The sequence below is a fragment of the Leifsonia shinshuensis genome (assembly GCF_031456835.1).
Taxonomy (GTDB): Bacteria; Actinomycetota; Actinomycetes; order Actinomycetales; family Microbacteriaceae; genus Leifsonia; species Leifsonia shinshuensis_C.
This window is the reverse complement of record NZ_JAVDVK010000001.1, coordinates 2,074,711-2,098,105: the sequence shown is the minus strand read 5'-3', so window position 1 is coordinate 2,098,105 and position 23,395 is coordinate 2,074,711. Positions and strand designations below refer to the sequence as shown.

Here is a 23,395-nt window from a genome sequence, read left to right as displayed (position 1 = left end):
CGGTCGGGGGAGGGAGCGAGGCGGTTGGATCCGGGGGCGCATCAGTACGCCCCCACGGGATGTGTCAGCACCTTGACGGTGCGCCACATGATGACGAGGTCGCCGGTCAGCGACCAGTTCTCCACGTAGTAGAGGTCCAGGCGGACGCTCTCCTCCCAGGAGAGATCGGAGCGACCGTTCACCTGCCACATCCCGGTGAGTCCCGGCTTGATGTACAGGCGACGGTGCACGTGGTTCTCATAGCCCTCGACTTCGGAGGGCAGCGGCGGGCGCGGGCCGACCAGGCTCATGTCGCCGAGGAAGACGTTGACCAGCTGCGGCAGCTCGTCGAGCGAGAATTTGCGGAGCGTGCGGCCGACGCGGGTCACGCGAGGGTCGTGCTTCATCTTGAACAGCAGGCCGTTGCCGTCGCTGCTCTCGCGGAGCGCGGCCAGGCGAGCCTCGGCATCCACGACCATCGAGCGGAACTTGTACATCTTGAAGCGCTCGCCGTTGCGGCCGACGCGCTCCTGCGCGAAGATCACGGGCCCGTTGTCGTCGAGCTTCACGGCGATCGCGATCGCGAGGAAGAGCGGGGAGAGCAGGAGCAGGGCCAGCCCGGCCGCGAAGAAGTCGAACGCGCGCTTGAGCACGTGCTTGCCGCCCTCGAACTGCGGGATCTCGACGTGGATGAGCGGCAGCCCCTCCACCGGACGGAAGTGGATGCGCGGGCCCGCGACGTCGGTCAGCGGCGCCGCGAGAACCAGCTCGGTGGCGGTCCCCTCGAGCTTCCAGGCGAGCTTGCGCACGAAGTCGCCGGAACTGAGGGCGCGGCCGGCCACGATCACCGTGTCCGCGCCCAGCCGCGCCGCAGCGTCAGCGACCCCCGACAGGTCGCAGACGATCGGTACCTCCCGCTCGGGACTCGCGATCCGGCGCCGCATCTCGGCGTCCTTCTTCGCGCCCTTGCGCTTGCCCGTGTCGAGAGCGGCACCCACGACGTTGTAGGCCGCTCCCGACTTCTGGTGGATCTGGCGCACGACGTAGTCGACGTCGTTGAACCGTCCCACGACGAGCGCACGCGAGAGGTAGTGGTCGAAGGTGCGCTGGTGGATGAGCCAGTGGCGCCACAGCCAGCGCGAGAACAGCACCCCGGCCATGCCGGCCGGCAGCGCGACGATGAAGTAGCCCCGGGCGATGTCGATCTTCGTCACGAGGAAGAGGATGGCCAGCACGCCGAAGGTCGTCGCCGTCGCCGAGACGACGCGGCGGTACTCGGAGACGCCGAGCCCGATGACGCGGGGATCGCGGGTGCGGTACACCGACAGGGTGAAGAGCCACGTCGCGGCGATGATCAGCGACAGGTAGGCGTAGTCGAGGTGGAATCCCGCGGTCGGAGCGACCGCGTCGTCGAAGCCGAAGCGCACGTACACTGCGCCGATGGTGGCGGCGAGGATGATCGCGGTGTCCGTGGCGAGCAGCCGGTAACGGTAGCGCTTCGCCCAGGTGAGTTCGGAGCTGCGCCCGCGCAGAGCGGTGGGGGCGACGATGCCGGGGAGCCGGGGGCGGACGACGGTCATGCCGCCACCTCCGCAGCGCCGGCGCCGGCATCGTGTCCCATCAGGGAGCCGACGGCGGCTGGGGGGAAACCGTGGTCTCGAACGGCTTCACCGCCGCCGGCTCCGCTCGAGGGGCGACTCCCGTGGTTCCGCGCGCGCCGAGTGCTCCCCCTTCGGATGGGGTTGAGTGCGGGAAGCGCTCGGCGCGGCGAAATCGGGTACACGTGGGTCACCTGCGGGTCGGGTAGGTACTGCTTTCGGGTGGTGTGAACGATCGGAGTTCCAGTACCGTAAAGTGACTGTTCCTCACCAATCCACAAAACTGAGAATACATCGTTTTCTCAGCTTCGCGTCACCCGCTTTTGGGGGGTGAGTGATCCTCAGTTACCCGTGAGCGTGTTGAAGGCGACCACCACGATCGCGCCGTTGAACAGGAACGACAGCACCGAGTGCCACGTCACCGTCCACCGGATCGCCGGAGACAGGACCCTGGTGTCGGACGTGGCGAAGGACGTGCCGACCGTCACGGAGAAGTACACGAAGTCGCTCAGCCGAGGCTGCCGTTCGCAGGGGAACTCGAGCGTCGGATGCGCGCTGCAGTGGTAGCGCCGGAAGTACGACTGCGCGAACCCCCAGTGCAGCAGGGCCCACGACACCAGCATCGCCCAGACGCCGAGGCTGTCCACGAGGAGGTGGAGTCCTTCGTCGGCTACCGGCGTGCGCACCGTCAGGGCGCCCGACGCGCCGATCACGAATCCGCCGACCGTGGTGAGCGTCGTCATGGTGCGTACCGTCCGACCCAGGTGGAAGCGACTGAGGGTCCGCTTCGACCAGCTCTCGCGACGCGCCATTGTCGCGACGACGACGCCCACCGTGAGGACATAGGCGGTGCCGACCGCGCACCACGCTGCGAACAAGCCGAAGTACGTCGCGTCTGTCGCCAGGAACATCATCGCGAGCACGAGGCCGATCAGCGAGGCCTGAACCAGCAGGTTCGCCGCGACGGCGACGTGGGTCAGGGGCGCGACGGACGGTTCGGGTTCCGTCCGTCGCTCCGCGCGAGTCGGTTCGACCGCGGTGTCCATGCCAATGCTCCTTCGTGCGCCCAGGCGGGAGCTCACATCACATAAGACGGGAGCGAACCCGTTCCATGACGCGGCCGCTGCACTGCGCCCATCCCCGTCACGAATCCCGGAACCATCGCGTCTGGAGGAATGAAGGGCCCGCGTCTGGCACCAGCAGCGGGCCGCAACCACATTCACGATTGGAACACCGTGCGCATTCGCAAAGCACTCATCCCCGCCGTCCTCGTGGCCGGCATGGCCGCCGTCAGCCTGTCGGCGTGCAGCACGACCACCGAGACCGTCAGCACGTCCGCGGCGACGGAGGACACCGCGGAGGTCGACACCAACTTCGACGGAATGCCGAAGGAGGTCCCCTACCTGCCCGAGTCCGTCGTCACGAGCGTGAAGGTGAGCGGCAGCAACGTGACCGGCAACTGGACCGCAGATGCCCAGACGACGTCCGCCGACGCGGTGAAGGACGCCGAGCAGGTCCTCAAGAACAAGAGCTTCACCGAAGCGGGCACCAACAAGTGGGAGAACGACAAGTACGTCGTGAAGCTGTCGGGTTCCGGCAGCAGCGTGAAGTACGAGCTCGACCGCAAGTAGTCAGTCAGATTGGAACGCTGTGCGCATCGCTAAAGCACTCATCCCCGCCGTCCTCCTCGCCGGTATGGCCGCCCTCAGCCTGACGGGCTGCGTCGAGGCCAGCCTCGGGGACACGAACTCGACCAGCAACCCGACGAACGACAACTTCTCCGAGATGCCGCGCGAGGTGCCGTACCTGCCCGACTCGGTCGTCACCAAGGCCACGACCTCCGGCAACGATGCGAGCGGCGACTACACGGCCGACGTCGAGACCACGTCCTCCGACGCGGCCGCGGACGCCGAGGAGATCCTCGAGAAGAACGATTTCTCCAAGGTCTCGACCCACAAGTACGAGAACAGCAAGTACACGGTGACGCTGTCGGGCTCCGGCAGCAAGGTCAAGTACCAGCTCGACCGCAAGTAAGGCGCCGAGACCCGGAGTACGAAAGAGGCCCCCATCCCGTCAGGATGGGGGCCTCTCTCGTATCGCCGGCGCTCGGTCTACCGACCGCGCTGGTACGGAATGACCACCTGTTTCACGATGAGCAGGGCCGCCGCGGCGAAGGGAATCGCCACCAGGGCGCCCAGCACTCCGAGCAGCGCACCGCCCGCCAGAGCCGCGACCACCACGAGCGCTCCGGGCACCGCCACCGCGCGGCTCATGATCCGCGGGCTCAGCACGTACGCCTCCACCTGCATGTAGACGAGGTAATAGATCGCCGCGGCGATGGCGGTCGCCGGCCCGGATAGCGCGCACACCGCGGTGATGATCACCGAGCCGGTGGCCGTCCCCACCAGCGGGATCAGCGAGAACACGAACGCGATCGACGCGAGCAGGATCGGATACTTCGCTCCGATCACGCTCAGGAACACCGCGCTCAGCACGCCGTTGATCAGTGCCAGCGCCAGCTGACCGGAGACGAACCGGCCCACCGAGCCGGTGATCTGATCGCCGAGGTCTGCGACGCGAGCGCGCCGAGAGGCAGGCACCAGCTGGTACGCGCGGCGCGTGATGCGCGGGAGGGACGCGGTGAAGTAGACGGTCAGGATGGCCACCACGACCACGCCGAAGGCGCCGTGCAGGACCGCCGCGCTCGTCTGCAGCACCGCCGTGGTGAGACTCGGAACGTTCTGCTGCGCCCACGACGCCAGCGCGTCGATGTTCTGCTGGTTCACGATGGCGGGGAACTGCGTCTTCAGCCCCTGGAACCACTCATTGGCCGCCCCGCTCTCGAACCACGAGGCGACGTGACCGACCAGCTGGCTGCCCTGGTCGACGGCGACGGGGACGATCGCGTAGACCAGAGCGACGAGGCCGCCGATCGCGACGGCGAGGGTGGCGACGAGGGCCAGCCACCGCGGCACCCGGCGGCGCTCGAGGAACGCGATCAGCGGTTCGACGCCGAGGGCGAGGAAGAGGGCGGCCCCGATCCACGTGATCACGGTCGACAGGCTGGCGACGGTGTTGAGCACCAGCAGGCCGAGCCCGACGCCGAGCGTACCGACGAGGGCGAGGCGGAACGGGTTCTGGATGGTCACACCTACCCAGACGGCTCCGCATGTCGGACGTGACGCCTAAGCTGGCGGCATGTGCGGCAGGTTCGCGATGGACGACAAGGTCAACGCCGAGATCACGGAGTTCGTGGAACGGACCGGGCGGCGGCCCGAGGAGTGGCGCGCCGACTGGGAGGCGGACTACAACATCGCGCCGACCGACGACATCCCGGTGCTGATCGACTCGGCCAAGACCCGGGAGCTGCGCTTCGAGCGCGCGCACTGGTCGCTCGTCCCGTCCTGGTCCGACACCCTCAAGACCAAGTTCCCCACCTTCAACGCGCGGGCGGAGGACATCGCCGAGAAGTCCACCTGGCGCAAACCCGTGCAGTCGCACCGCGCGATCGTCCTGGCGCGCGGCTACTACGAGTGGCAGGGGCCGAAGGGCAGCAAGACGCCGTACTTCATCCGCTACCCGGAGGGACGCCTGATGGGCTTCGCCGGGCTGTACTCCTGGTGGCGCGACAAGAGCAAGGCGGAGGACGACCCCGACCGCTGGGTGCTCACCGCCACGATCCTCACGTCGGATGCCGTGCAGACGCTCGCCGACATCCACGACCGCAATCCCGTCATCCTGCCCGAGGAGCTGTGGCAGCACTGGATCGACCCGTCCATCGTCGGCGACCAGGCCCTGGTCGACGAAGCGGTGCGCGCGGGCGTCGCCGAGGCCGAGACGCTGCGCTTCGACCGGGTGGCCCCGTTCAAGACGAGCGACGACGGACCGCAGCTGATCCAGCCGGTGGACGCCGCCTGAGCGTCGGCGAAGCGTCGGCGAAGCGTGAGCGTCGACGAGGCCTGACGCTCAGCGCGTCAGCTCGATGATGACGCTGCGGTGCGTCGTGATCGTCCGGCCGGTCTCGAAGAAGCCGAGCGCCTGCAGGTCGGCGAGTCCCCACGTGTCCTGGACGCCCTCCTCGTCGTCGTACTCGATCATCCACACCCGCTCCACGCCGTCGAAGCGACCGCGCTGCGCCGCCGCCGGCACCGAGTAGGCGCGGTCCGACCACCAGTCGTTGCGGTAGTAGGGGACGCGCAGGGTGACATCCCGGACGCCCCGGAAGCCGTCCGGGTAGGTGCGCATCGCCAGCCGGGGCCGCTGCGAGGGCCGCGCCGACTCGTCGAAGACGACGGCGTCGCCCGGGCCGGCGTTCGCGTGCATCGCCGCGCTGATCTCGGCCCAGTCGCTGTCGTTCTTGGCGTAGGGACCGCGCTGGAGCACGTAGACCGGGGCGCAGAGGGCGACGAAGACGAGCGTCGCGCCCGCGGTCGCGGCCACCGTCCGCCTCGGGTCGCCGCCGATGAGCCGCCCGAGCACCAGGATGCCCTCCGCGACGAGGAGTGCGGCGGCCGGAGCGGCGAACGTCGAGTAGCGGCCCGTGTACATCGGGTACACGAGGTTGACCACGAGCATGACGCCCGTCGGCAGGAACAGCCAGGTGGCGGCGACGAGGCGGGTCGACACCCCGCGGGGACCGGTGCCGGAGGGACGCATCCCGCGCGTGCGCCAGGCGCGCCACGCCGGCCACAGTGCGAGTGCGATGAGCGCCCACGCCGGGATCGCGACCCACGGCATCCCGAACCACAGGAAGTAGTACCAGATCGACGGGTCGTCCGGGGTGGCGCTCAGGTAGGAGATCTGACTGCGTTCGAGGTATGCGAGCGCGGCGAGCGGCATCAGGGTCAGCATGACGCCGGCGGCGCAGACGGCCCATGCCCGGAGGGTCGAGCGCGACGCGCGGCTCCCGAGCAGCACGGCGCCGTGGGCGATCAGCAGGGTGGCGAAGTAGAGGAAGAGGTACGAGGAGGCGGCCATGCCGACGGCGTACAGCAGCCAGGCGAGCCGCCGCGCGGCCGGTGCCAGCCGCCGGCCGCCGCCGTCGACGAGCCACAGCAGGAGCAGCGTGAGCCAGGCGGCCGCGGCGGCGGTGAAGGCATACGACCGTGCCTCCTCGCCGGCGTACGTGAGCCGGGGGAGGACGGTCGCCACGATCCCGGCAACGACCGCCGCCCGGGCGCCGCCGCGCCGGCCCGCGATGAGCGTCACGGCCGCCACCGCGGCCCCGACCGCCACCGCGCTCGGCAGCCGCAGGGCGAACGCGCTCTCGCCGGCCAGACGGATCCACCCGTGCATGAACAGGTAGTAGAGCCCGTGCACCGCGTCGACGTGCAGCAGCATGCCGATCAGGCTGCCGACGGGGCGCTTGGCCGAGAGCAGCGTCGCCGCCTCGTCGCCCCACAGCGAAGGGATCCAGCTCGCCGCGGCGCACAGCACGATCGCAAGGAGGCCGAAGATGCCCGCGATCGTCCACGGGCGCACCGCGCGGAGCGGCGCTCCGACCCGGAGGTCCGGTTCGACGAGGACGGCCATACCACCCGGTTCTAGACGGCGGACGGGAACACCTCAGAGACAACCAGAGAACCCTGGGGGACGCGTGAGGGAGCACTACGGAAACTCACAGCCCCTGCCTACTCCGGCGGTGGTCCTCCGGATAGCCCCGTGGCGCGCGCGCGCCGAGCGCCGCGCGCAGAGCGCAGCGCGCCGGCGCTCAGACCTCGCCGCGCCGCGCTCCCGCCCAGAGGTCGACCCCCGCATCCACCGCGTGCTGGTCGATCGCCGCCAGCTCGTCGTCGGAGAAAGACAGGTTGCCGAGCGCCGCGACGTTCTGCTCGAGCTGGCCGACGCTGCTCGCACCGATGACCAGGGAGGTCACACGCTCGTCGCGGAGCGCCCACGCGAGCGCGAGCTGCGCGAGCGACTGCCCACGGGCCGCGGCGATGTCGTTGAGCGCGCGCAGGTGCCCGATCGCCTCGTCGGTGAGCCAGGACGAGTCGAACGAGTCGCCGCGGCTCGCACGGGAGCCCTCCGGCACGCCGTCGAGGTACTTGTCGGTCAGCATCCCCTGCGCCAGCGGCGTGAAGCCGATCACGCCGACGCCGAGCTCGTCGACCGTGTCGAGCAGGCCCTCGGTCTCGATCCAGCGGTTCAGCATCGAGTACGACGGCTGGTGGATGAGCAGCGGCGTCCCGAGGTCCGCGAGGATCTCTGCGGCCCGCCGGGTCTCCTCGGCGCTGTACGACGAGATGCCGACGTAGAGCGCCCGCCCGGAGCGCACGGCCGTGTCCAGCGCCTGCATCGTCTCCTCCAGCGGAGTCGACGGGTCGGGACGGTGCGAGTAGAAGATATCCACATAGTCGAGCCCCAGCCGCTCCAGCGACTGGTCGAGGCTGGCGAGCATGTACTTGCGGCCCCCGCCGCCCTGCCCGTACGGCCCGGGCCACATGTCCCACCCGGCCTTGCTCGAGATCACCAGCTCGTCGCGGTGGTCGCGGAGGTCCTCGCGGAGGATGCGGCCGAAGTTCTTCTCGGCCGACCCGTAGGGCGGACCGTAGTTGTTCGCCAGGTCGAAGTGGGTGACGCCGAGGTCGAAGGCGCGGCGGATGATCGCGCGCTGCGTGTCGATCGGCCGGTCGTCGCCGAAGTTATGCCAGAGGCCGAGCGAGAGGGCGGGCAGGTCGAGACCGCTGCGCCCGGTCCGGCGGTAGAGCATGTCGTCGTAGCGTGCGGGATCCGGAATGTAGGCCATGCCTCCACAGTGCTACGCCGAGGGTGCGATGTCCAACCGGCGCGGACGTCCGGTGCGCTGCGCGAACCACGGCGGCGGCTACCGCAGATCGGCGACCGATCAAGCCCTTCCGCGCCGACGGATGCGGCGGTCGCATAGGACCATGACCGACGAAACGACTCCCACAACCGACCCCACCGTCCCCGGCCAGCCGCAGGGCGCTCCGGCGCCCTCGGACACCCCGGTGCACGACCAGCCGACCGCCGCCGGGCAGGCGCCTGCGGGCACGGCCCTGGACGACGACGCCGACCTCCCGGCCGACGACGAGACGGCCGACACCCTCCAGAACGACGCGCTGCTGGACGAGGAGCAGCCGTGACGTCACCCCATCGCTGCTCATGACAGCGGCGGCCACGCTCGGGTGAGCACGGCCGCCGCTGGACGGGCAGGGGACGGGTCAGGTGCGGCTCGCACCGCGGCGCAGCCAGCCGACGATCGCCGTGATGACGAAGAAGACGATGCCGAGGATCGCCAGCCACAGCAGCCCCTTGATGGCGAAGCCGAGGATGGCGAGGACCAGCCAGATGATGAGCAGGACGATGATAAGAGCGATCATGTGATCATCTGACCCCTCCGCGCGGGACTCGTCAATGTTCAGCGGCGGCCCTTGCGTGCCGCCCGGTTTCGTGCGAATACCCAGCCGACCACGCCGCCGGCCGCGAACACGATGAGCACCAGCGCCCACGTCGGCATCACGAGCTGCCCCCACAGCAGGTAGATCGTCGCCTGGTCGCCGCCGACCCCGTTCTGGATGGCGACGACGATGAGCAGGACCACCAGCACGATCGCCGGCCACTTCCGCTTGAGGAAGCGGACGAACGCGTTCTCCCGGGTGTCGTGAGGGGTGCTCATGGCGTCAGTATGGCGCGACGCGCCGCGGGCGGAACAGGGGGAGGTAAGGGCGTCACGAAGTGCGTGCAGGCACGTCTTCCTCTGTAGGGGCGCTCGAGGTACTGCCTCGACACCGCAACGCCCCGCCAAGAGAAAGAGAACTGTATGAACCCCCGTTCCATCCGCCGCGCCGCCGTCATCGCCGTCGTGGGGGCGACCGCCGTCGCAGGCGCCTCGCTGCTCACCGGCTGCGTCCCCGACGCGAAGGCTCACGTCCAGGAGGGCGCCGTGCACGTCACCAAGGACGGCAAAGAGACGTTCGAGAAGGATGGCGTGGTGGTCGATGCCGCCGGCAAGAAGGTCCTCATCGAGGCTAACGGCGCCAGCGCGACCGTCAAGTGCACCGGCGGCGAGGAGATCGACCTCGTCGGCCACGACGGCACCATCACCCTGACCGGGTCGTGTGGCCACGTCGAGGTGACGTCGAGCAAGCAGAAGATCACCGCGGAGACCATCTCGGGTGTCAAGCTCACCTCGTCCGACACCACGTTCGATGCCGGCACGATCGAGAAGGATGTCGTCGTGTTCGGCTCCGACATCGACCTCACCTACGGTGAGTACAACGGCTCGGGAGCGCCTGCCCTCTTCGGCGCGAACATCAACGTCGGCATGAAGGGCCAGGCGCCCAGCGCGACCGCAACCCCGATGCCCACGCCCGCGAAGTAACGAAACCCCCGCGCGACGGCCGTCGCCGCATCCACACGGTGCGGCGATGGCCGTCCGCGCATCCATACGATGCGGCGACGGCCGTCCGCGCATCCACACGATGCGGCGACGGCCGTCCGCGCATCCACACGATGTGACGACGGCCGTCCCCGCATCCACACGGTGCGGCGACGGCCGTCCCCGCATCCACACGATGCGGCGACGGCCGTCCGCCGTTGCAGCGCTTCGCTCAGCCCACCGGCAGCTTGGTGTCGTCCTGGTGGTACAGGAAGTCCTCGAGCGGGAACGGCTTGTGCTCGATGGCCGCGGCGATCGCCAGCTGGCCGATCACGGTCTCCACCACGGAGCGCTCGAACGGGCCGAGCCCCGCATCCACCGGCACGATCGTCAGTCCCGCGTGACCTGCGCCCGGCACGCTGGCCGGGTCGGCGCCGGTCACGAGCACGACGCGAACCCCGGCGTCGAGCACCGACGAGGGGATGGCCAGCTCGCGCCCGTCGCCGAACACCACGAGCGCATCGCCCGCGGAGAGCACCTCCATCGGTCCGTGGAGGTACTGGTACGTCTCGAAGGCGGCACTCGGCGTGCGCAGGCCCTCGCGGACCATGAGCGACAGCTCCGACGCGGACGACAGCGACGCGCCGCGACCCACGACGTCGATCGCGCCGGCCTCGGCCAGCACCCGGCCGATCGTCTCCGCCACCTCCGCGTATTCACGCAGGGCGTCGGCCGCGCGTGCAGGGATGCGCTCCGCCTCGGCGGCCGCGTCGAGCGCGCCGACGTGGTCGAGCAGCAGCGCGTAGGCGAGGAGCGTCGCGGTGTAGCCGCTGGTGTACACGGGCGAGTCGGGGAAGCCACCCAGGCCGAGCACCGCATCCACCGTGTCCCGGATGGGGGCCTCGGGGTAGTTCGAGATGCCGATCCGCGTGCCGGCGGGCAGCGTCCGAGCGGCGTACAGCGGCTCGGGGCTGCGTCCGGACTCGGATACCACGATGTGGTGGTCGGCCCGCACGGCGACGACACCGTCGGCGAGGTCGGACGCCACGACCGACGAGGCGGGCCGGCCCACGGCCGCGAGGGCGGCGACGAGCGCGTGCGCGGAGTTCAGCGAGGCGCCCATCGCGACGACGGACACCGACTCGTCGGCTCCCCATCGGCTCAGTCCGGAGGCGGCCAGGTCGCGCAGCACGGTCTCCCGGGCGAGGGCGAGGTTCTCCGGCTGGGCGCGCATGGCGTCGACGAAGGGGGCTTTGGGTTCCATGGAAGGTCCTTACGTGTCGGTGAGGGAGGTCGGTCGGGGAAGGTCAGCCCTTGACGGCGCCGGCGGCCATGCCGCTGACGACGTACCGCTGGAAGATCAGGGCGACGATGATCGGGGGCAGGGCCGCGAGGATGCCGCCGGCGGCCACGAGCCCGAAGTCGGTCGTGTAGCGTCCGGCGAACTCGCTGATCGCGACCGGCAGCGTCTTGGCCGCGTTCGACGAGGTGAAGATCAGCGCGTACATGAACTCGTCCCAGGCCAGCAGGAACGCGAACATGATCGCCGCGAAGATGCCGGGGCGCGCGGCGGGCAGCACCACGCGGAAGAGCGCGCCCAGCCGCGAGGCTCCGTCGATGCGGGCCGCCTCCTCCAGCTCCTCCGGGATGGTGAGGAAGTAGTTGCTGAGGATCCACAGCACGAACGGCACCACGAGAGAGCAGTCGACGATGATCAGGCCGACCACCGAGTCCAGCAGCCCCAGCGAGTTGAGGATCAGATAAAGAGGAATGAGCAGCGCGATCTGCGGCAGCATGTACGTCGCCAGGAAGAGGATGAGCACCGCCTGCCGGAAGCGGAACCGCAGCCGCGCGAACGCGTAGGCGCCGAGGATGCCGACGACCATCGAGACCGCGACGGTCCCGACCGCCACGATGGTGGTGTTGGCGAGCGCCGCGCGGAACGTCGCGCCGACGCTTTCCGCCCCGCCGCGGAAGATCAGCTCGTAGCGGCTCCAGTCGAGCGTGTCCGGGATCCACTGCAGCGGTGTGGAGATCAGGATGCGCTGCGGCGTCACGCTGGCGATCACCATCCACCCGAAGGGCAGTAGGATGACGACCGCGACCCCCAGCGCCGCCAGGTGGATCAGGATCGAGTTGCGGGTCGTGCGCTTCACAGCAGGCTCATCTCGGATCGGCGCAGCATGCGCAGGTAGACGAAGGTCAGCGCGAGGATGACCAGCACGATGATGTACGACAGGGCGGCGCCCACCCCGAAGTTCTGGTCGGAGAACGCGGTCGTGTAGGCGTAGTACGCGATCGTCTGGGTGCCGTTCACCGGCCCGCCGCGGGTCATCGCGTAGATGATGTCGAAGACCTTGAACGCCTCCACCGTGCGCAGCACGAGCACGATCGAGATCGACGGCACCAGCATCGGCAGCACGATGGTGCGGAAGATGCGCGGCCAGCTCGCCCGGTCGACCTTCGCCGCCTCGTACAGCTCGCTCGGGATGGACGTGAGCCCCGCCAGCAGGAAGAACGCCACCAGCGGGGTCGTCTTCCAGACGTCGGCGACGATGACCATGTTGAGCGCGAGGGTCGGGTCTCCGAGCCACGCCTGGTACTGGTCGATGATGCCGAGCTGGGTCAGCGCGGCGTTCAGTGCGCCGTACTGGGCGTTGAAGATGCCCTTCCACATCGCCGCGTTCACGATCGTCGGGATGGCCCACGGGATGATGACGACGGCGCGGAACAGCCACCGCGCGCGGAGCTTCGCGTTCAGGAGTCCCGCCACGATCAGGCCGAGCACCAGCTCCAGCGCGGTCGAGACGAGGGTGAAGTACAGCGTCCGTCCCATCGCCGCCCAGAAGCCCGGGGCGGTGAGGGTGTCGATGTAGTTCTGCAGCCCGACGAACGGGGTGTCGGTCGCCAGCGCCGAGTTCACCTCGAAGAACGAGATGAGGAGCGTGCGGAGGATCGGGTAGACGATGACCCCGAACACCGCGATCGCGGCGGGCAGCAGCAGCCAGAAGGCGAGCCTTCCCTGGTTGTCGCGCTTGCGCCGGTTGCGGCGCTGCCCCGTCGCGGGGGCGCGTCGCTCCGTCTCGACTCCGGCGACCGACACGCCGCTCATCCCTGGTTCTCGTTCGCGGCCTCGACCGCGTCGTCGAGGGCCTGCTGCGGACTCTTCTTCCCGAGCAACGCGTTCTGCAGCTCCACCTGGATGGCCTGCGACACGGTGTTGTAGTTCGGCACCGGCGGGCGCAGGATCATCGAGTCGTAGGCCTTGCCCGCGGCGGCGAACACCTCGGGGTTGGTCTTCGTGATCTCGGGCTTGGTGTAGCTGGCCTTCCAGTTCGTCATCGAGCTCTTGACGTACTTGTCCTGCACCGCCTCGCTGGTCATGTACTCGATGAACTTCCACGCGGCCGCCTGGTGCTTCGACTTGGCGCCGATGGCGAGCGCCATGGAGCCGTTCACGCCGGGGTTGTCGCCGCTGGGGCCCGCCGGGGGAGCGGTGACCGCGATCTGCCCGACCACCTTCGAGATCGACGGGTCGTTCTGGTCGCGGAAGGTCGACTCCCAGTTCAGCTCCATCGCCGTCTTGCCGGCCGCCATGGACTTGTCGGTGTCGTCCTCGAGGAAGGTCGTCGACGCCGGGTCGGTGAGCCCCTCATCCAGCGACTTCTTCATGAACTCGAGCGCCTGCACGCCCGCGCCCTCGTTGATGTCGAGCTTTCCGCTGGAGTCGGTGAACTGGCCGCCGTACGCCCCGAGCAGCTCGGCGTAGTCGCACACCAGCGCCTCGGCCTGCGACCAGCTCCAGGCGATCGGGTACTGCACCACCCCGGCGTCCTTGAGCTTCTTGGCGACGGCGAGCACGCCGTCCCACGCCTTGACGTCGTCGGGGGTCGCGCCCACCTTGGCCAGCATGTCCTTGTTGTAGAAGAACAGCTTCGTGGACGGGCCCCACGGCACGCCGTAGAACTTGCCCTTGTACTCGGCGCTGGTGAGCGCGCCGCCGAGCATGTCGCTCTTCCACGAGGACGGGAACCGCTTGGTCACGTCGGTGATGATGTTCTTGGAGGCGAACTCCGCCGGCCAGATCACGTCGAGGTGCACGACGTCGTACGTTCCGGCCGGAGCCGAGGTGACGATCTTGTCGTGCAGCGCTTCGTAGGCGACGAACGTCGGCTTGACGGTGATCTTGGGGTTCTTCGCCTCGAAGTCCTTGATCATCGCGTTGACGTCCGACTCCGAGTAGCCGGCCTGCTTCATGAACAGGGCGTTGATCGTGCCGGTGCCGTCGCCCTCGCCGCCCGACGCGGTGCCGGCGCCGGTGACGCTGCAGGCGCTGAGGGCGAGAGCGGCGGTCGCGGCGAGCCCGAGGGCCCCGAGTGCGCGACGGCGCCCGGTGGATGTGATTCTCATGACTTCCTCCGTGTGTTCGATGGTGCGAAGGGGACGACAGTGGCCGCCTCCGTGAGCCGGCGGGCGAGCGCGAGGGCGCCGCGCACCGGGGCGACATCCAGCAGGTGGATGGAGTGGGTGAGCCCGCGGGCGCGCAGGCGCTCGCCGAGGGCGTCGAACAGCCGCGGCTGGTGGCTGACGACGCCGCCCGCGCAGACCACGTCGTCGCCGGCCGCGCCGCGGCGGTGGACCAGCTCGACGCTCCGGGCGAGCTCGTCGGCGGCGGCGTCGATGACGCGTGCCGCCCGTTCGCTGCCCGCATCGGCCGCAGCGAAGACGAGCGGTGCCGCGGCGCCCCACGCCGTGACGCGCGGGCGGACCGTGAGCGCGTTGGAGAGCCCGACGATCTCGTCGACGCCGAAGTGGGCGAAGAGGGCGTCGGCCAGCGCGTCGCGCGGCTCGTCCTGGTCGACCGCGTCGAACAGCGAGCGCACGGCGTCCCGCACCAGCGCGGGGGCGCTTCCGGGGTCGTTGAGGATGTAGCCGTAGCCTCCGGCGCTCACCAGGCTGCCGTCGGCGCGGCGGCCGACGACCTTGCTGCCGGTGCCCGCGATGACGGCGATCGCCTCGTCGAAGCCGGCCGCCGGTCCGACCAGCTCGACGTCGTTGAGGGCCAGCGCCGGTCCGTCGTGCAGCTCCGCGAGCATGTCGGAGAAGGCGAGCGTCTGGGCTTCGCTGTCGAGCCCGTGGGCGCCGACGACGAGGGGAGCCTCCGCGGCGCCGGGCTCCTCATCCAGCAGGGCGAGCAGCCCGCGGACGTTGTCCTCCGAGTGGAGGTGGCCCCCGTGCTGCCAGTCGGCGGTCTTGACCGACCGGTCGAGGAGCGCGGCGCCGGCGTCGTCCTCGACGCACACGTGCGTCTTGGTGCCGCCGATGTCGATTCCGACGATCACGTCTGCTCCTTTGCGTCGTTGAAGGATCTTCTTCTTTCCTATCGGAGTGAGAAGAAGTTGACGCCCAACCTAGGCGACACTCCCCGCCCCCGTCAAGACCCGCGCGTCCTCGGGGGCTGCGGTGTTCGAGATTTGGCACAAATCGTGGTTTTGAAGGTCGCATAACCGAGATTTGGCACAAATCGTGACGGGCATAACCGCGATTTGGCACAAATCGCGGCCACAGACCCAGGCGAGTGCGGGTCAGAACGCGAGGTACGCGAACCCGTTGACCTCGGCGGCGGCCAGCTCCGCGGCGCCCAGCAGCACCGCATCCTCGCGGTGGGTCGCCGGCTCGATGCGCGGCACGCGGATGATGCGCCCCCGCAGCCGCTCCTGGATGCCGGGGATCACCATGTCGGAGCTGCCGACGAAGCTGCTTCCCACCACGACGAGCTCCGGGTCGAGCACGATCACCAGCGCCGCGACCGCGATCGCCACCATGTCGAGGATCTCGTCGGCCAGCTCCTGCGCGTCCGTATTGCCGGTGCGGGCGAGTTCGAAGACGTCCTCGGCGGTCAGTGAGCCGGAGGCGGGGATGGGCATGCCGCGTTCCCGGGCGCGCTGCGTCAGCGCGAGCGAGCCGATGCGGTCCTCGAGGTCGCCGCGCGCGTCGTACGAGCGTTCCAGCGAGGACCGTTCCATGAGCAGGTAGCCGATCTCGCCTGCCTCCGCCCGCGCTCCGCGGTGCAGTTCGCCGTTAGCGACGATGCCCGCGCCGAGGCCGTTCTCGAGGAACAGCGCCACCAGGCTCGACAACCCCCTGCCCGCTCCGGCGTGCAACTCGCCGTAGGCCAGCGCGTTCGCGTCGTTCTCGACGATGACGGGCAGGTCGGTCCGTTCCCGCAGCAGCGCGCCGAACGGGACGCCGGTCCAGCCGAACTCCGGCATCGTGCCGACCACGCCGTCCGGCTGCTGCACCACACCGGGCACGGCGATCCCGACCGCGAGGCACGGCGTGCCCATCGAGTCCGCGGTCGCGATCAGGTCGTCGAAGAGCCGGAACACCTTGCGTAGCTGCCGGTCCTGGTCGGGCGCTGCGCCCGTCCCGCCGCCGTCCGCTCCATCGCCATCCGGCCCGCCGCCTTCTGCCCCGGCCTGCCTGGCGCCGAGCGTCACCGACCGCCGGAACACCACCTTCCCGTCGAAGTCGACGAGGATGCCCGTCACCGTCTCGGCGCGCAGCTGGATGGCCGCGACGAGCCGCGAGCTGCCTGCGTACCGCAGCAGCACGGAGGGCCGCCCGCCGGTCGACGGCTCCTGCCCGGCGGGAACGATGAGGCCGTCGTCGATGAGGGATGCGGTGAGCCGGTTGATGGTGGCCGGGCTGAGGCCCGTCTTGACGCCGAGCTGCTGCCGCGACAGCGCACCGGACTCGCGCAGCGCCTCGATGATGGCGGTCTGGTTGACGCGTGCGAGGGTGCTCGTGGTCGCCGTCGCCCGCGTCCGCTTCGCCACCGGCGCCTCCTCGTCCCGTCCCCGCTCCCGCGGTCTGCGCACACTTTACTATCGCAGTGATCGGATGTGCGCCACCGTCACCCGGTCGCCGGTCACCCCGCGCTCAGCCTAGCGACGCTGCGATCGCCTCCGGGATGCATGACCTCTTCCCCGTGACCCGCAGCGGGGGCACTCGAACTGGGGCGCGCATCCGCTCGGACGGCAGGGGTACCGTCGGCGGCATGTTCCGGTTCCCTCGTGCAACGGGCCGGCGGCGGACTGACCCCGCCGTCGGCTCGTTGCTGGCCGGCGCCATGGCGGGCGGCATCCGCGACATCTACGGACACACGGTCACCTACGTGCCCGAGGACCTCGTCTACGTCGAGCGCCTGTTCACCGACCTCCGCACGGACGACGGGTTCGTCGGCGACGAGTTCACCCTGCAGAGCCTCGGCTGCCTGATCGGCGAGATCCTCGTGCGCACCGATGGCGGGCACTGGAGCGCCGCTGCGCGCCGCCGGGGAGGCCCGGACGACGCGGGCCTCGAGGTCGTCCTGCCGAACGGCCGGGCGGTGAACCCCATCCGCGCCGCCTACGACCGGGCGGACCGCGGGGCCGACTCGTCGGTGATCCGGTTCCGCCAGGTCGCACTCGCGTCCTGACCGGCGCTCGCGTCCTGACCGGCGCTCGCGTCCGACCGGCGCTCGCATCCGACCGGCGCGAGCATCCCGGCCGACGTCGCCCCACCGGTGCGCACGCGCCGCCGCTACGGCATGATCGTCGCCGGGAGCACATCCTCCCGCCAGGAGGGACGACGATGTCGAAGACGCGGCTCGAGGCCTTCAGCGACGGCGTGCTCGCCGTCGCCATCACGCTGCTGGTGCTCGACCTGCACCTCGAACCCGGCGAGCCGGGCGGCCTGTTCGCCCAGCTGGTCGCGGCGTGGCCGTCGCTCGCGTCCTACATCGTGAGCTTCCTGGTCATCGGCGTCATCTGGGTGAACCATCACGCGGTGGTGCGGCTGGTTCAGGTCGTCGACCGCACGCTGCTGTTCTGGAACCTCGTCCTCCTCATGTTCGTCACCGCGCTCCCCTTCACGACGTCGACGCTGGCCGCGGCCCTCGCGGGAGGCGACCGCACCGATCTCCGCGTCGCGGCGGTCCTGTACGGGGGCGCGATGACCGGCGTCGCCGTCGGTTTCACCGTTCTTCAGGCGCGCATCACCGGCCAGCTGGTGGCGTCGGGCCAGATGGATGCGGCCACGCGCCGCCGCTCCCTGCTGAGGTTCGGGCTGGGCACCGTCGTCTACCCCGTGATCACCGTCGTCGGACTGTTCAGCGTCGTCGCGATGCTCGTGGCGCTCGCCGCTCTGAGCCTCTACTACCTGTTCAACCAGACGGGCACGTCGGAGACCGGCCATCTCGGCGACGGCGAGCCGTCCTGACGGGCCGCTTTCACTACGCTTTTTGACGTCCCGGGTCGCGGCGCCGCCGCGGCTGCGGCACAGTGTCCGAATGAGCTTCGGACCGGCACGATCCCTGGAGCAGCTCTTCGCGACCAGGTCGAGCATCAAGTGGCGCCGCTACCCGGCGGACGTGCTGCCCGTCTTCGTCGCCGAGATGGACTTCGATGTCGAGCCGGCCATCCTGGACCGCGTCGCCGAGACCCTGCGGCACTCGGACACCGGCTACCTGGACTCCGCCGGTCCGCTGGCGCCGGCCTTCGCCTCCTTCGCGGCGCGCGAGTGGGGCTGGGAGGTCGATCCGGGCACGGTGCACCTGGCGACGGATGTGACGGTCGGCGTGGTCGAGGCGCTCCGGCTGGACCTGCCCGAGGTCGGTGGACGCGTCGTGCTCACGCCGCCCGTGTACCCGCCCTTCTTCGAGATGGTGGACGAGGCGGATGCGGTGGCGGTCACGGTCCCGCTGCTCGAGGACGAGGACTGGTCGCTCGACCTCGCGGGGATCGAGCGCGCCTTCGCCGAGGGGGCGGACGCCCTGCTGCTCTGCAACCCGCAGAACCCGACCGGCCGATGTCACAGCCGCAGCGTTCTGGAGGCGCTCGCCGCGCTGGCCGCCCGCTACGACGTGTTCGTGGTCAGCGACGAGGTGCACGCGCCGCTCGCGCATCCCGGAGCCGTCTTCACCCCCTTCGCGCCGATCGCCCGCGCCGCCGGCGCCCGTTCGGTCACCGTCACGTCGGCGAGCAAGGCCTGGAACCTCGCCGGCCTCAAGTGCGCCGTCGTCGTGCCGGCCGACGACGCGTCGGCACAGCTGCTGACCGCCCTGCCGGAGGAGCTGGCCGCGCGCACCAGCATCCTCGGCCTCCACGCCAACGTGGCCGCCCTCTCCTGCGTCAGCTGGCGCGACGACCTCCTCGGCCTCCTGGTGTCGAACGTCCGGCTGCTCGAGGCCGAGCTGGCCGAGCACGCACCCGCCGTCCGCGTCGTCCGGCCCGACGCCGGGTATCTGGTCTGGCTCGACTTCCGCGACGCCGGACTCGGCGACGACCCAGCCCGCGTGCTGATCGAGCAGGGGAGGGTCGCCCTCAACTCGGGACTCGCCTTCGGCGAGCCCGGGCGCGGCTTCGCCCGGATCAACCTGGCGTGCAACCCGTCCACGGTTGTGGAGGCGGTGCGCCGCATCGCCGCGACGGTCGCGGCCGCGCGCGAGCGGGCGGTGCTCGCCGGCTGACGCCGCTCGCCTGACGGCGGCGCCGCTGCCGGCGGTCACCGATCGTCGGAGAACCGGTCGCAAATCTCCGACACAGGGCTCTGGTGCAGGAGTTTCGCGGCGATTTCAGCCGATCATCCGACGGTAGGCGCCGAATCTCCGACGCTGGGACTGGAGGGGAGTCTCACGCGCCGTCCGCGCCGCCCGCGGCGACCAGCCCGCGGTCGAGGTCGTCCAGGATGTCGCGCACGCTCTCCAGACCGATCGACAGGCGGATCAGCCCCGGTCCGATCCCCGCCTCCGCCTGCTCCTCGGGCGTCAGCTTGGCGTGAATGGTGCTGCCGAGGTGGATCGCGAGCGTCCGGACGTCGCCGATGTGCGTCATCGGCGAGATCAGCTCCAGCGCGTCGATGAAGCGGCGGGCCGCCTCCCGTCCGCCGGCCAGCTCGATGGACACGATCGATCCGGCTCCTGCAGGCAGGTAGCGCTGGGCGCGGGCGTGGAACGGGTTCGACGGGAGGCCCGGGTAGTGCACCTCGGCGACCTCCGGCCGTGCCTCCAGCCATTCCGCCACCGTCTGCGCGCTGGCGACGTGCCGGTCCATCCGCACCGACAGCGTCTCGATGCCGTGGAGCAGCAGGAAGCTGCTGGTCGGTGGCACCGTCGGCCCATACTCGAGCACGATCACGCTGCGCACGTAGGCGAGGTAGGCGCCCTCGCCGTAGCGCTCGACGAAGGACGGGACGCCGGGCCGCGGCGCCGCGGCGAGCTGCGGGAACCGTCCCGCCTGCGCCGCCCAGTCGAAGCGTCCCGCGTCGACGATGGCGCCGCCGATCACCGACGCGTGACCGGACAGCCACTTCGACGTCGAGTGGATGACGATGTCGGCACCGTCTTCGATGGGGCGCCAGAGGTAAGGCGTCGGCACGGTGTTGTCGACCACCAGCGGGACGCCCGCCTCGTGGGCCAGCCGGCCGATCCGCTCGATGTCCACCACCTGGCCGAGCGGGTTGGGGAGCGTCTCGGTGTAGACGGCCTTGGTGTTCGGGCGGATGCGCGACGCCCACTCGGCGTCGTCCGCGTCGTCGGGCACGTACTCGAACTCGATGCCCTGGCGGGCGAGCACGCCGCGGAACATCTCGCGCGTGCCCTCGTAGAGCGACCGTGTGGCCAGGATGTGGTCGCCGTTCGCCGCGAGGGCGCTCAGGGCGGAGGCGATCGCCGCCTGTCCGCTGGCGACGACGATCCCGTCCACGCCGCCCTCGAGGTCGGCGATCCGGCGGCCGGCGACCGCGTTGGTGGGGTTCTCGTTGCGCGAGTACGCGCGGTAGGCGCTGCGGCCGGCGAACCGCTCCTCGCCGTCGTCGAAGCTGTCGAAGACGTACGCCGCCGTCTGGTAGATCGGGGTCACGCGGGAGCGGGTCTCGGAGTCGACCACGGCTCCGGCGTGGATCTGGCGGGTCTCGAAGTCGAGCGGTCGGGTGCTGCGGCCTGGCATGGGGTCACTGTAGTGAGAGCCGCGGCAGACTGCCACGTTGTTGCGCCATGCGACGGCCGCAGCACCCCTCCGTCGCTCATGCCGTGCGTCCTTCGGACTCGTCGTCGGTGATGTGCTCTTTCCAGACGGTCGTGGCGGCGGGGTCGTCGCTCGCCTCCAGAAAGGCGATGTGCTCCATGAAGCAGCCGGGAGCGGCCACATGCTGCTCCTCTATACAGCCGAGCCGGGCTCACCCTCCGCCGAGCGGCTGCGGCTGCTCGCCTCGTGGTCGGCGGAGCGGACGGCGACGTCGGCGCAGTGACGCCCGCGCGTCCGGGCGCCAGGGGGCCTCAGCCGAGGCGGACCGGTCTCCGGAGCCGCTGCGTGATGAACAACGCGGCACGCTCGACGGCTTCGTCCGCCTCGTCGAGGACCCCGGTGAAAGCGGGGAACACATGGGGGACGTCGGCGACCACATCCAGGATCACGTCCACTCCGGCGTCGCGGGCCCGGTCGGCGAGCCGCACGGAGTCGTCGAGCAGCAGCTCGTTCGTGCCCACCTGGAGCAGGATCGGAGGGAACCCGGTCAGGTCGGCCAGTACCGCGGGCGCGAGGAGCGGCTGGTGCGGGTCCTGCCCGGCGAGGTAGAGGTCGCCGGTGCGGCGCATCCCTTCGATGGTGAAGAGCGGATCGGCGTCCCGCCTGGTGGACATCGAGGCGCCGGACCTCGTGTGGTCGAGGCCCGGCGAGAAGGCGACGATGCCTGCGGGGAGCGGCAATCCCTGGTCGCGGGCGGCGAGGGTCGTCGTGACCGCCAGGCCGCCGCCGGCGGAGTCGCCGGCGAGGACGATCGACGACGGATCGGCTCCGTGGTCGAGCAGCTCGCGGTAGGCGGCGAGACAGTCGTCGATGCCCGCGGGGAAGGGATGCTCGGGCGCCAGCCGGTAGTCGAGGGAGACGGCCGGCACGCTGGTCTGCTGCACCAGGCGCGCTGTGAGGGCCATCGCGGTCTCCGGTGACCCGAGCGAGAACGATCCGCCGTGGAAGTAGAGGATCGTTCCGGGGTGCGGATCGGTCGCCGGCCGCACCAGGACTGCGGGTCGCCCGCCCAGCTCGATCGGGCTCCGCGTGATCTCGGTCGGCACGGGGAACTGGCCCATGAATCGCGCGAACCCCGCCCGCTGGTCCTCGACTGCGGCCGGACCGGCGGCTTGTGGGGCCGCTCGAAGCTGCCGATCGAGCGCCTGTCGTTGTTCCCTGCTCATGTCTTCCTCTCGTCCGGACTACTTGCCGCGGCATGTATCTGTAGAATGTATGCCGTGGCAACTAAAAGCGCAAACGACGCACTCGTCCGGCTCTTCGACGACCTGGTCCGCTGCGAGACGCGCCTGTACAACGCGATCGGCGAGTCCCTCCGGCAGGAGCACGGGATCGCCACCTCGCAGTACGAGTTCCTCCGCTACTTCCGCGATCACCCCGGTTCGCGGATCGCCGACGTCGCAGCCAACTTCGCCGCTGGAATCGGCGCGATCAGCAAAGGAGTCGACCGCCTCGAGGCGCGCGGATGGGTGGCCCGCCACCCGAACCCGGCCGACGGGCGTTCCTCCCTCGTCAGCCTGACCTCCGCAGGCGCCGTTCTCGTGGCCGACGCTGACAGCACGTTCCGCGACCGGTTGGCCGAGCTGATGACCGCAGATCTCGCAGCGGCCGACGTCGAAGCGACAGGGCGCGTGCTCGCGTCACTGCGCTCCGCGCTCGAGCGGGATCGCGTGGGCCTGCCGGTCGGCTGAGGCGGCGAACGGCCCCGGTTCCCCGGGTCCTTGGCTGAGCAGATCACGAACGTCATTACCCGCACGTCGGACGAGAGGGTTCTTCTTAGGAGAGGCGCTTCAAGATACGCTCGCCAGATGCAGGCCAGTTTTGTCACGAGCGGCGAAGTCCCGCAGATTGTCGCTGATGGAACGGATTATTGGGTTCGGCTCTGGACACCTCCGTCCGATCCCCAGGGTGGTTGGTTCATCGACGAATGGCAAATCTCGGACGCGACCGACGCGCTCTCGGTCATTGAATGGGCGCGCGGACGCACTGCCCCCCAGGGCGCTTTCGAAGTGTTCGTCGAATCCAGGGATCACGCTGTTCGAAGCGATGCCCAGTATGTACCTGTGAAGCGGCACATTCGCATCTACGGGGCGCCGGCAGACCATGGCGGCGCCACCGAGCAAGTTACCTTCACTGCACAATGATCGCCGTCAGAGCGGACCTGTCGGTCCCGCTCTGACGGCGATCGGCTCGCTAGCTCCTATAGATGGGCACGCTGACAGTGAGCGGTTCAGACTCCGCAGCTCCCGCCTTGGCGAATGTGACTCCGCATCCCACGCCTTTCCAGATGCCGTAGATGGTGTTCACCGAGTACGACGGGTTATACCCGGCGGGCGCGCGAAGAACGTAGGACAAGTAGCCGCGGAATGTGTTCGGACCCGCGCTGCACGGCGCCGCGGCGTTAGCTTGCT

The 23,395-nt window shown here is 69.9% G+C and carries 26 protein-coding genes; 10 read left to right on the top strand and 16 right to left on the bottom strand.

All coding sequences use genetic code 11. The annotated features are described in order from the left end of the window. Positions 1–41: 41 nt before the first annotated feature. Positions 42–1,559, bottom strand: a complete 1,518-nt coding sequence (locus J2W45_RS10310) for a sugar transferase (RefSeq protein ID WP_310131483.1) — start codon at positions 1,557–1,559, stop codon at positions 42–44. 359 nt (positions 1,560–1,918) lie between these two features. After that, on the bottom strand, positions 1,919–2,623 hold the full coding sequence (locus J2W45_RS10305; RefSeq protein ID WP_310131480.1) for a DUF1345 domain-containing protein: 705 nt from the start codon (positions 2,621–2,623) through the stop codon (positions 1,919–1,921). A 189-nt stretch (positions 2,624–2,812) separates the two neighbouring features. Here J2W45_RS10305 and J2W45_RS10300 point away from each other — a divergent pair, with 189 nt between their 5' ends. Together J2W45_RS10300 and J2W45_RS10295 are read left to right on the top strand one after the other, a co-directional pair. Beyond that, positions 2,813–3,208: a hypothetical protein gene (locus tag J2W45_RS10300; RefSeq protein ID WP_310131479.1), complete on the top strand. Its 396-nt coding sequence runs from the start codon at positions 2,813–2,815 to the stop codon at positions 3,206–3,208. Positions 3,209–3,227: 19 nt separating this feature from the next. After that, positions 3,228–3,611, top strand: a complete 384-nt coding sequence (locus tag J2W45_RS10295) for a hypothetical protein (RefSeq protein WP_310131476.1) — start codon at positions 3,228–3,230, stop codon at positions 3,609–3,611. 77 nt (positions 3,612–3,688) lie between these two features. On the opposite strand, the gene J2W45_RS10290 is transcribed toward J2W45_RS10295, so the two are convergent. Next, positions 3,689–4,726 (bottom strand): AI-2E family transporter, encoded by a 1,038-nt coding sequence (locus tag J2W45_RS10290; RefSeq protein WP_310131473.1) that lies wholly within the window; start codon positions 4,724–4,726, stop codon positions 3,689–3,691. A gap of 49 nt (positions 4,727–4,775) precedes the next feature. Here J2W45_RS10290 and J2W45_RS10285 point away from each other — a divergent pair, with 49 nt between their 5' ends. After that, positions 4,776–5,495, top strand: coding sequence for an SOS response-associated peptidase (locus tag J2W45_RS10285; RefSeq protein WP_310131472.1), 720 nt, complete (start codon positions 4,776–4,778; stop codon positions 5,493–5,495). A gap of 48 nt (positions 5,496–5,543) precedes the next feature. On the opposite strand, the gene J2W45_RS10280 is transcribed toward J2W45_RS10285, so the two are convergent. Beyond that, complete coding sequence (locus J2W45_RS10280; protein WP_310131470.1) at positions 5,544–7,109, bottom strand: glycosyltransferase family 39 protein; 1,566 nt, start codon at positions 7,107–7,109, stop codon at positions 5,544–5,546. A 178-nt stretch (positions 7,110–7,287) separates the two neighbouring features. Next, a complete protein-coding gene (gene mgrA, locus J2W45_RS10275) occupies positions 7,288–8,325 on the bottom strand; it encodes an L-glyceraldehyde 3-phosphate reductase (RefSeq protein ID WP_310131469.1) in 1,038 nt (345 codons plus the stop codon). Between the two features lie 142 nt (positions 8,326–8,467). Between mgrA and J2W45_RS10270 the strand changes: the two genes are divergently transcribed. Beyond that, the gene (locus J2W45_RS10270) at positions 8,468–8,683 is read left to right on the top strand and encodes a hypothetical protein (protein WP_310131468.1); all 216 of its coding nucleotides are present in this window, start codon (positions 8,468–8,470) and stop codon (positions 8,681–8,683) included. Positions 8,684–8,761: 78 nt separating this feature from the next. Here J2W45_RS10270 and J2W45_RS10265 read toward each other — a convergent pair whose 3' ends face one another. After that, a complete protein-coding gene (locus J2W45_RS10265) occupies positions 8,762–8,920 on the bottom strand; it encodes a hypothetical protein (protein ID WP_310131466.1) in 159 nt (52 codons plus the stop codon). A gap of 38 nt (positions 8,921–8,958) precedes the next feature. Next, positions 8,959–9,216, bottom strand: a complete 258-nt coding sequence (locus J2W45_RS10260) for a LapA family protein (protein WP_310131463.1) — start codon at positions 9,214–9,216, stop codon at positions 8,959–8,961. 144 nt (positions 9,217–9,360) lie between these two features. Between J2W45_RS10260 and J2W45_RS10255 the strand changes: the two genes are divergently transcribed. Continuing rightward, positions 9,361–9,921 carry a hypothetical protein gene (locus J2W45_RS10255; protein WP_310131460.1) on the top strand — a complete coding sequence of 187 codons (561 nt, stop codon included), beginning with the start codon at positions 9,361–9,363 and terminating at the stop codon, positions 9,919–9,921. 229 nt (positions 9,922–10,150) lie between these two features. Here J2W45_RS10255 and J2W45_RS10250 read toward each other — a convergent pair whose 3' ends face one another. The 6 genes from J2W45_RS10250 to J2W45_RS10225 all read right to left on the bottom strand — a co-directional run bounded on the left by J2W45_RS10250 (position 10,151) and on the right by J2W45_RS10225 (position 16,757). Further along, a complete protein-coding gene (locus tag J2W45_RS10250; protein ID WP_310131458.1) occupies positions 10,151–11,182 on the bottom strand; it encodes an SIS domain-containing protein in 1,032 nt (343 codons plus the stop codon). A 43-nt stretch (positions 11,183–11,225) separates the two neighbouring features. Further along, positions 11,226–12,074 carry a carbohydrate ABC transporter permease gene (locus J2W45_RS10245; protein WP_310131456.1) on the bottom strand — a complete coding sequence of 283 codons (849 nt, stop codon included), beginning with the start codon at positions 12,072–12,074 and terminating at the stop codon, positions 11,226–11,228. Then, a complete protein-coding gene (locus J2W45_RS10240; RefSeq protein WP_310131453.1) occupies positions 12,071–13,030 on the bottom strand; it encodes a carbohydrate ABC transporter permease in 960 nt (319 codons plus the stop codon). Before J2W45_RS10240 ends, J2W45_RS10245 begins: the two co-directional genes overlap by 4 nt. Continuing rightward, positions 13,027–14,328: an extracellular solute-binding protein gene (locus J2W45_RS10235; RefSeq protein WP_310131450.1), complete on the bottom strand. Its 1,302-nt coding sequence runs from the start codon at positions 14,326–14,328 to the stop codon at positions 13,027–13,029. Before J2W45_RS10235 ends, J2W45_RS10240 begins: the two co-directional genes overlap by 4 nt. Next, positions 14,325–15,260 (bottom strand): N-acetylglucosamine kinase, encoded by a 936-nt coding sequence (locus tag J2W45_RS10230; RefSeq protein WP_310131446.1) that lies wholly within the window; start codon positions 15,258–15,260, stop codon positions 14,325–14,327. Before J2W45_RS10230 ends, J2W45_RS10235 begins: the two co-directional genes overlap by 4 nt. A 243-nt stretch (positions 15,261–15,503) precedes the next feature. Beyond that, positions 15,504–16,757, bottom strand: coding sequence for an ROK family transcriptional regulator (locus tag J2W45_RS10225; protein ID WP_310131443.1), 1,254 nt, complete (start codon positions 16,755–16,757; stop codon positions 15,504–15,506). Positions 16,758–16,978: 221 nt separating this feature from the next. Between J2W45_RS10225 and J2W45_RS10220 the strand changes: the two genes are divergently transcribed. The 3 genes from J2W45_RS10220 (at position 16,979) to J2W45_RS10210 (ending at position 19,429) form a co-directional block, all read left to right on the top strand. After that, positions 16,979–17,398 carry a hypothetical protein gene (locus J2W45_RS10220; protein ID WP_310131441.1) on the top strand — a complete coding sequence of 140 codons (420 nt, stop codon included), beginning with the start codon at positions 16,979–16,981 and terminating at the stop codon, positions 17,396–17,398. A gap of 155 nt (positions 17,399–17,553) precedes the next feature. Continuing rightward, positions 17,554–18,180, top strand: a complete 627-nt coding sequence (locus tag J2W45_RS10215; RefSeq protein WP_310131439.1) for a TMEM175 family protein — start codon at positions 17,554–17,556, stop codon at positions 18,178–18,180. Between the two features lie 70 nt (positions 18,181–18,250). Continuing rightward, positions 18,251–19,429 (top strand): MalY/PatB family protein, encoded by a 1,179-nt coding sequence (locus tag J2W45_RS10210; protein ID WP_310131436.1) that lies wholly within the window; start codon positions 18,251–18,253, stop codon positions 19,427–19,429. Between the two features lie 163 nt (positions 19,430–19,592). On the opposite strand, the gene J2W45_RS10205 is transcribed toward J2W45_RS10210, so the two are convergent. The 3 genes from J2W45_RS10205 to J2W45_RS10195 form a co-directional block, all read right to left on the bottom strand. Next, positions 19,593–20,906 carry an O-acetylhomoserine aminocarboxypropyltransferase/cysteine synthase family protein gene (locus J2W45_RS10205; protein WP_310131433.1) on the bottom strand — a complete coding sequence of 438 codons (1,314 nt, stop codon included), beginning with the start codon at positions 20,904–20,906 and terminating at the stop codon, positions 19,593–19,595. A 76-nt stretch (positions 20,907–20,982) separates the two neighbouring features. After that, positions 20,983–21,105, bottom strand: a complete 123-nt coding sequence (locus J2W45_RS10200; protein ID WP_310131430.1) for a hypothetical protein — start codon at positions 21,103–21,105, stop codon at positions 20,983–20,985. Positions 21,106–21,235: 130 nt separating this feature from the next. Further along, entirely contained in the window at positions 21,236–22,045 is an 810-nt protein-coding gene (locus J2W45_RS10195; protein WP_310131427.1) for an alpha/beta hydrolase, read from the bottom strand. Positions 22,046–22,204: 159 nt separating this feature from the next. Here J2W45_RS10195 and J2W45_RS10190 point away from each other — a divergent pair, with 159 nt between their 5' ends. Together J2W45_RS10190 and J2W45_RS10185 are read left to right on the top strand one after the other, a co-directional pair. Next, positions 22,205–22,675, top strand: a complete 471-nt coding sequence (locus J2W45_RS10190) for a MarR family winged helix-turn-helix transcriptional regulator (RefSeq protein WP_310131419.1) — start codon at positions 22,205–22,207, stop codon at positions 22,673–22,675. Positions 22,676–22,792: 117 nt separating this feature from the next. Continuing rightward, positions 22,793–23,128, top strand: a complete 336-nt coding sequence (locus J2W45_RS10185) for a hypothetical protein (protein ID WP_310131416.1) — start codon at positions 22,793–22,795, stop codon at positions 23,126–23,128. Positions 23,129–23,395 lie beyond the last annotated feature (267 nt).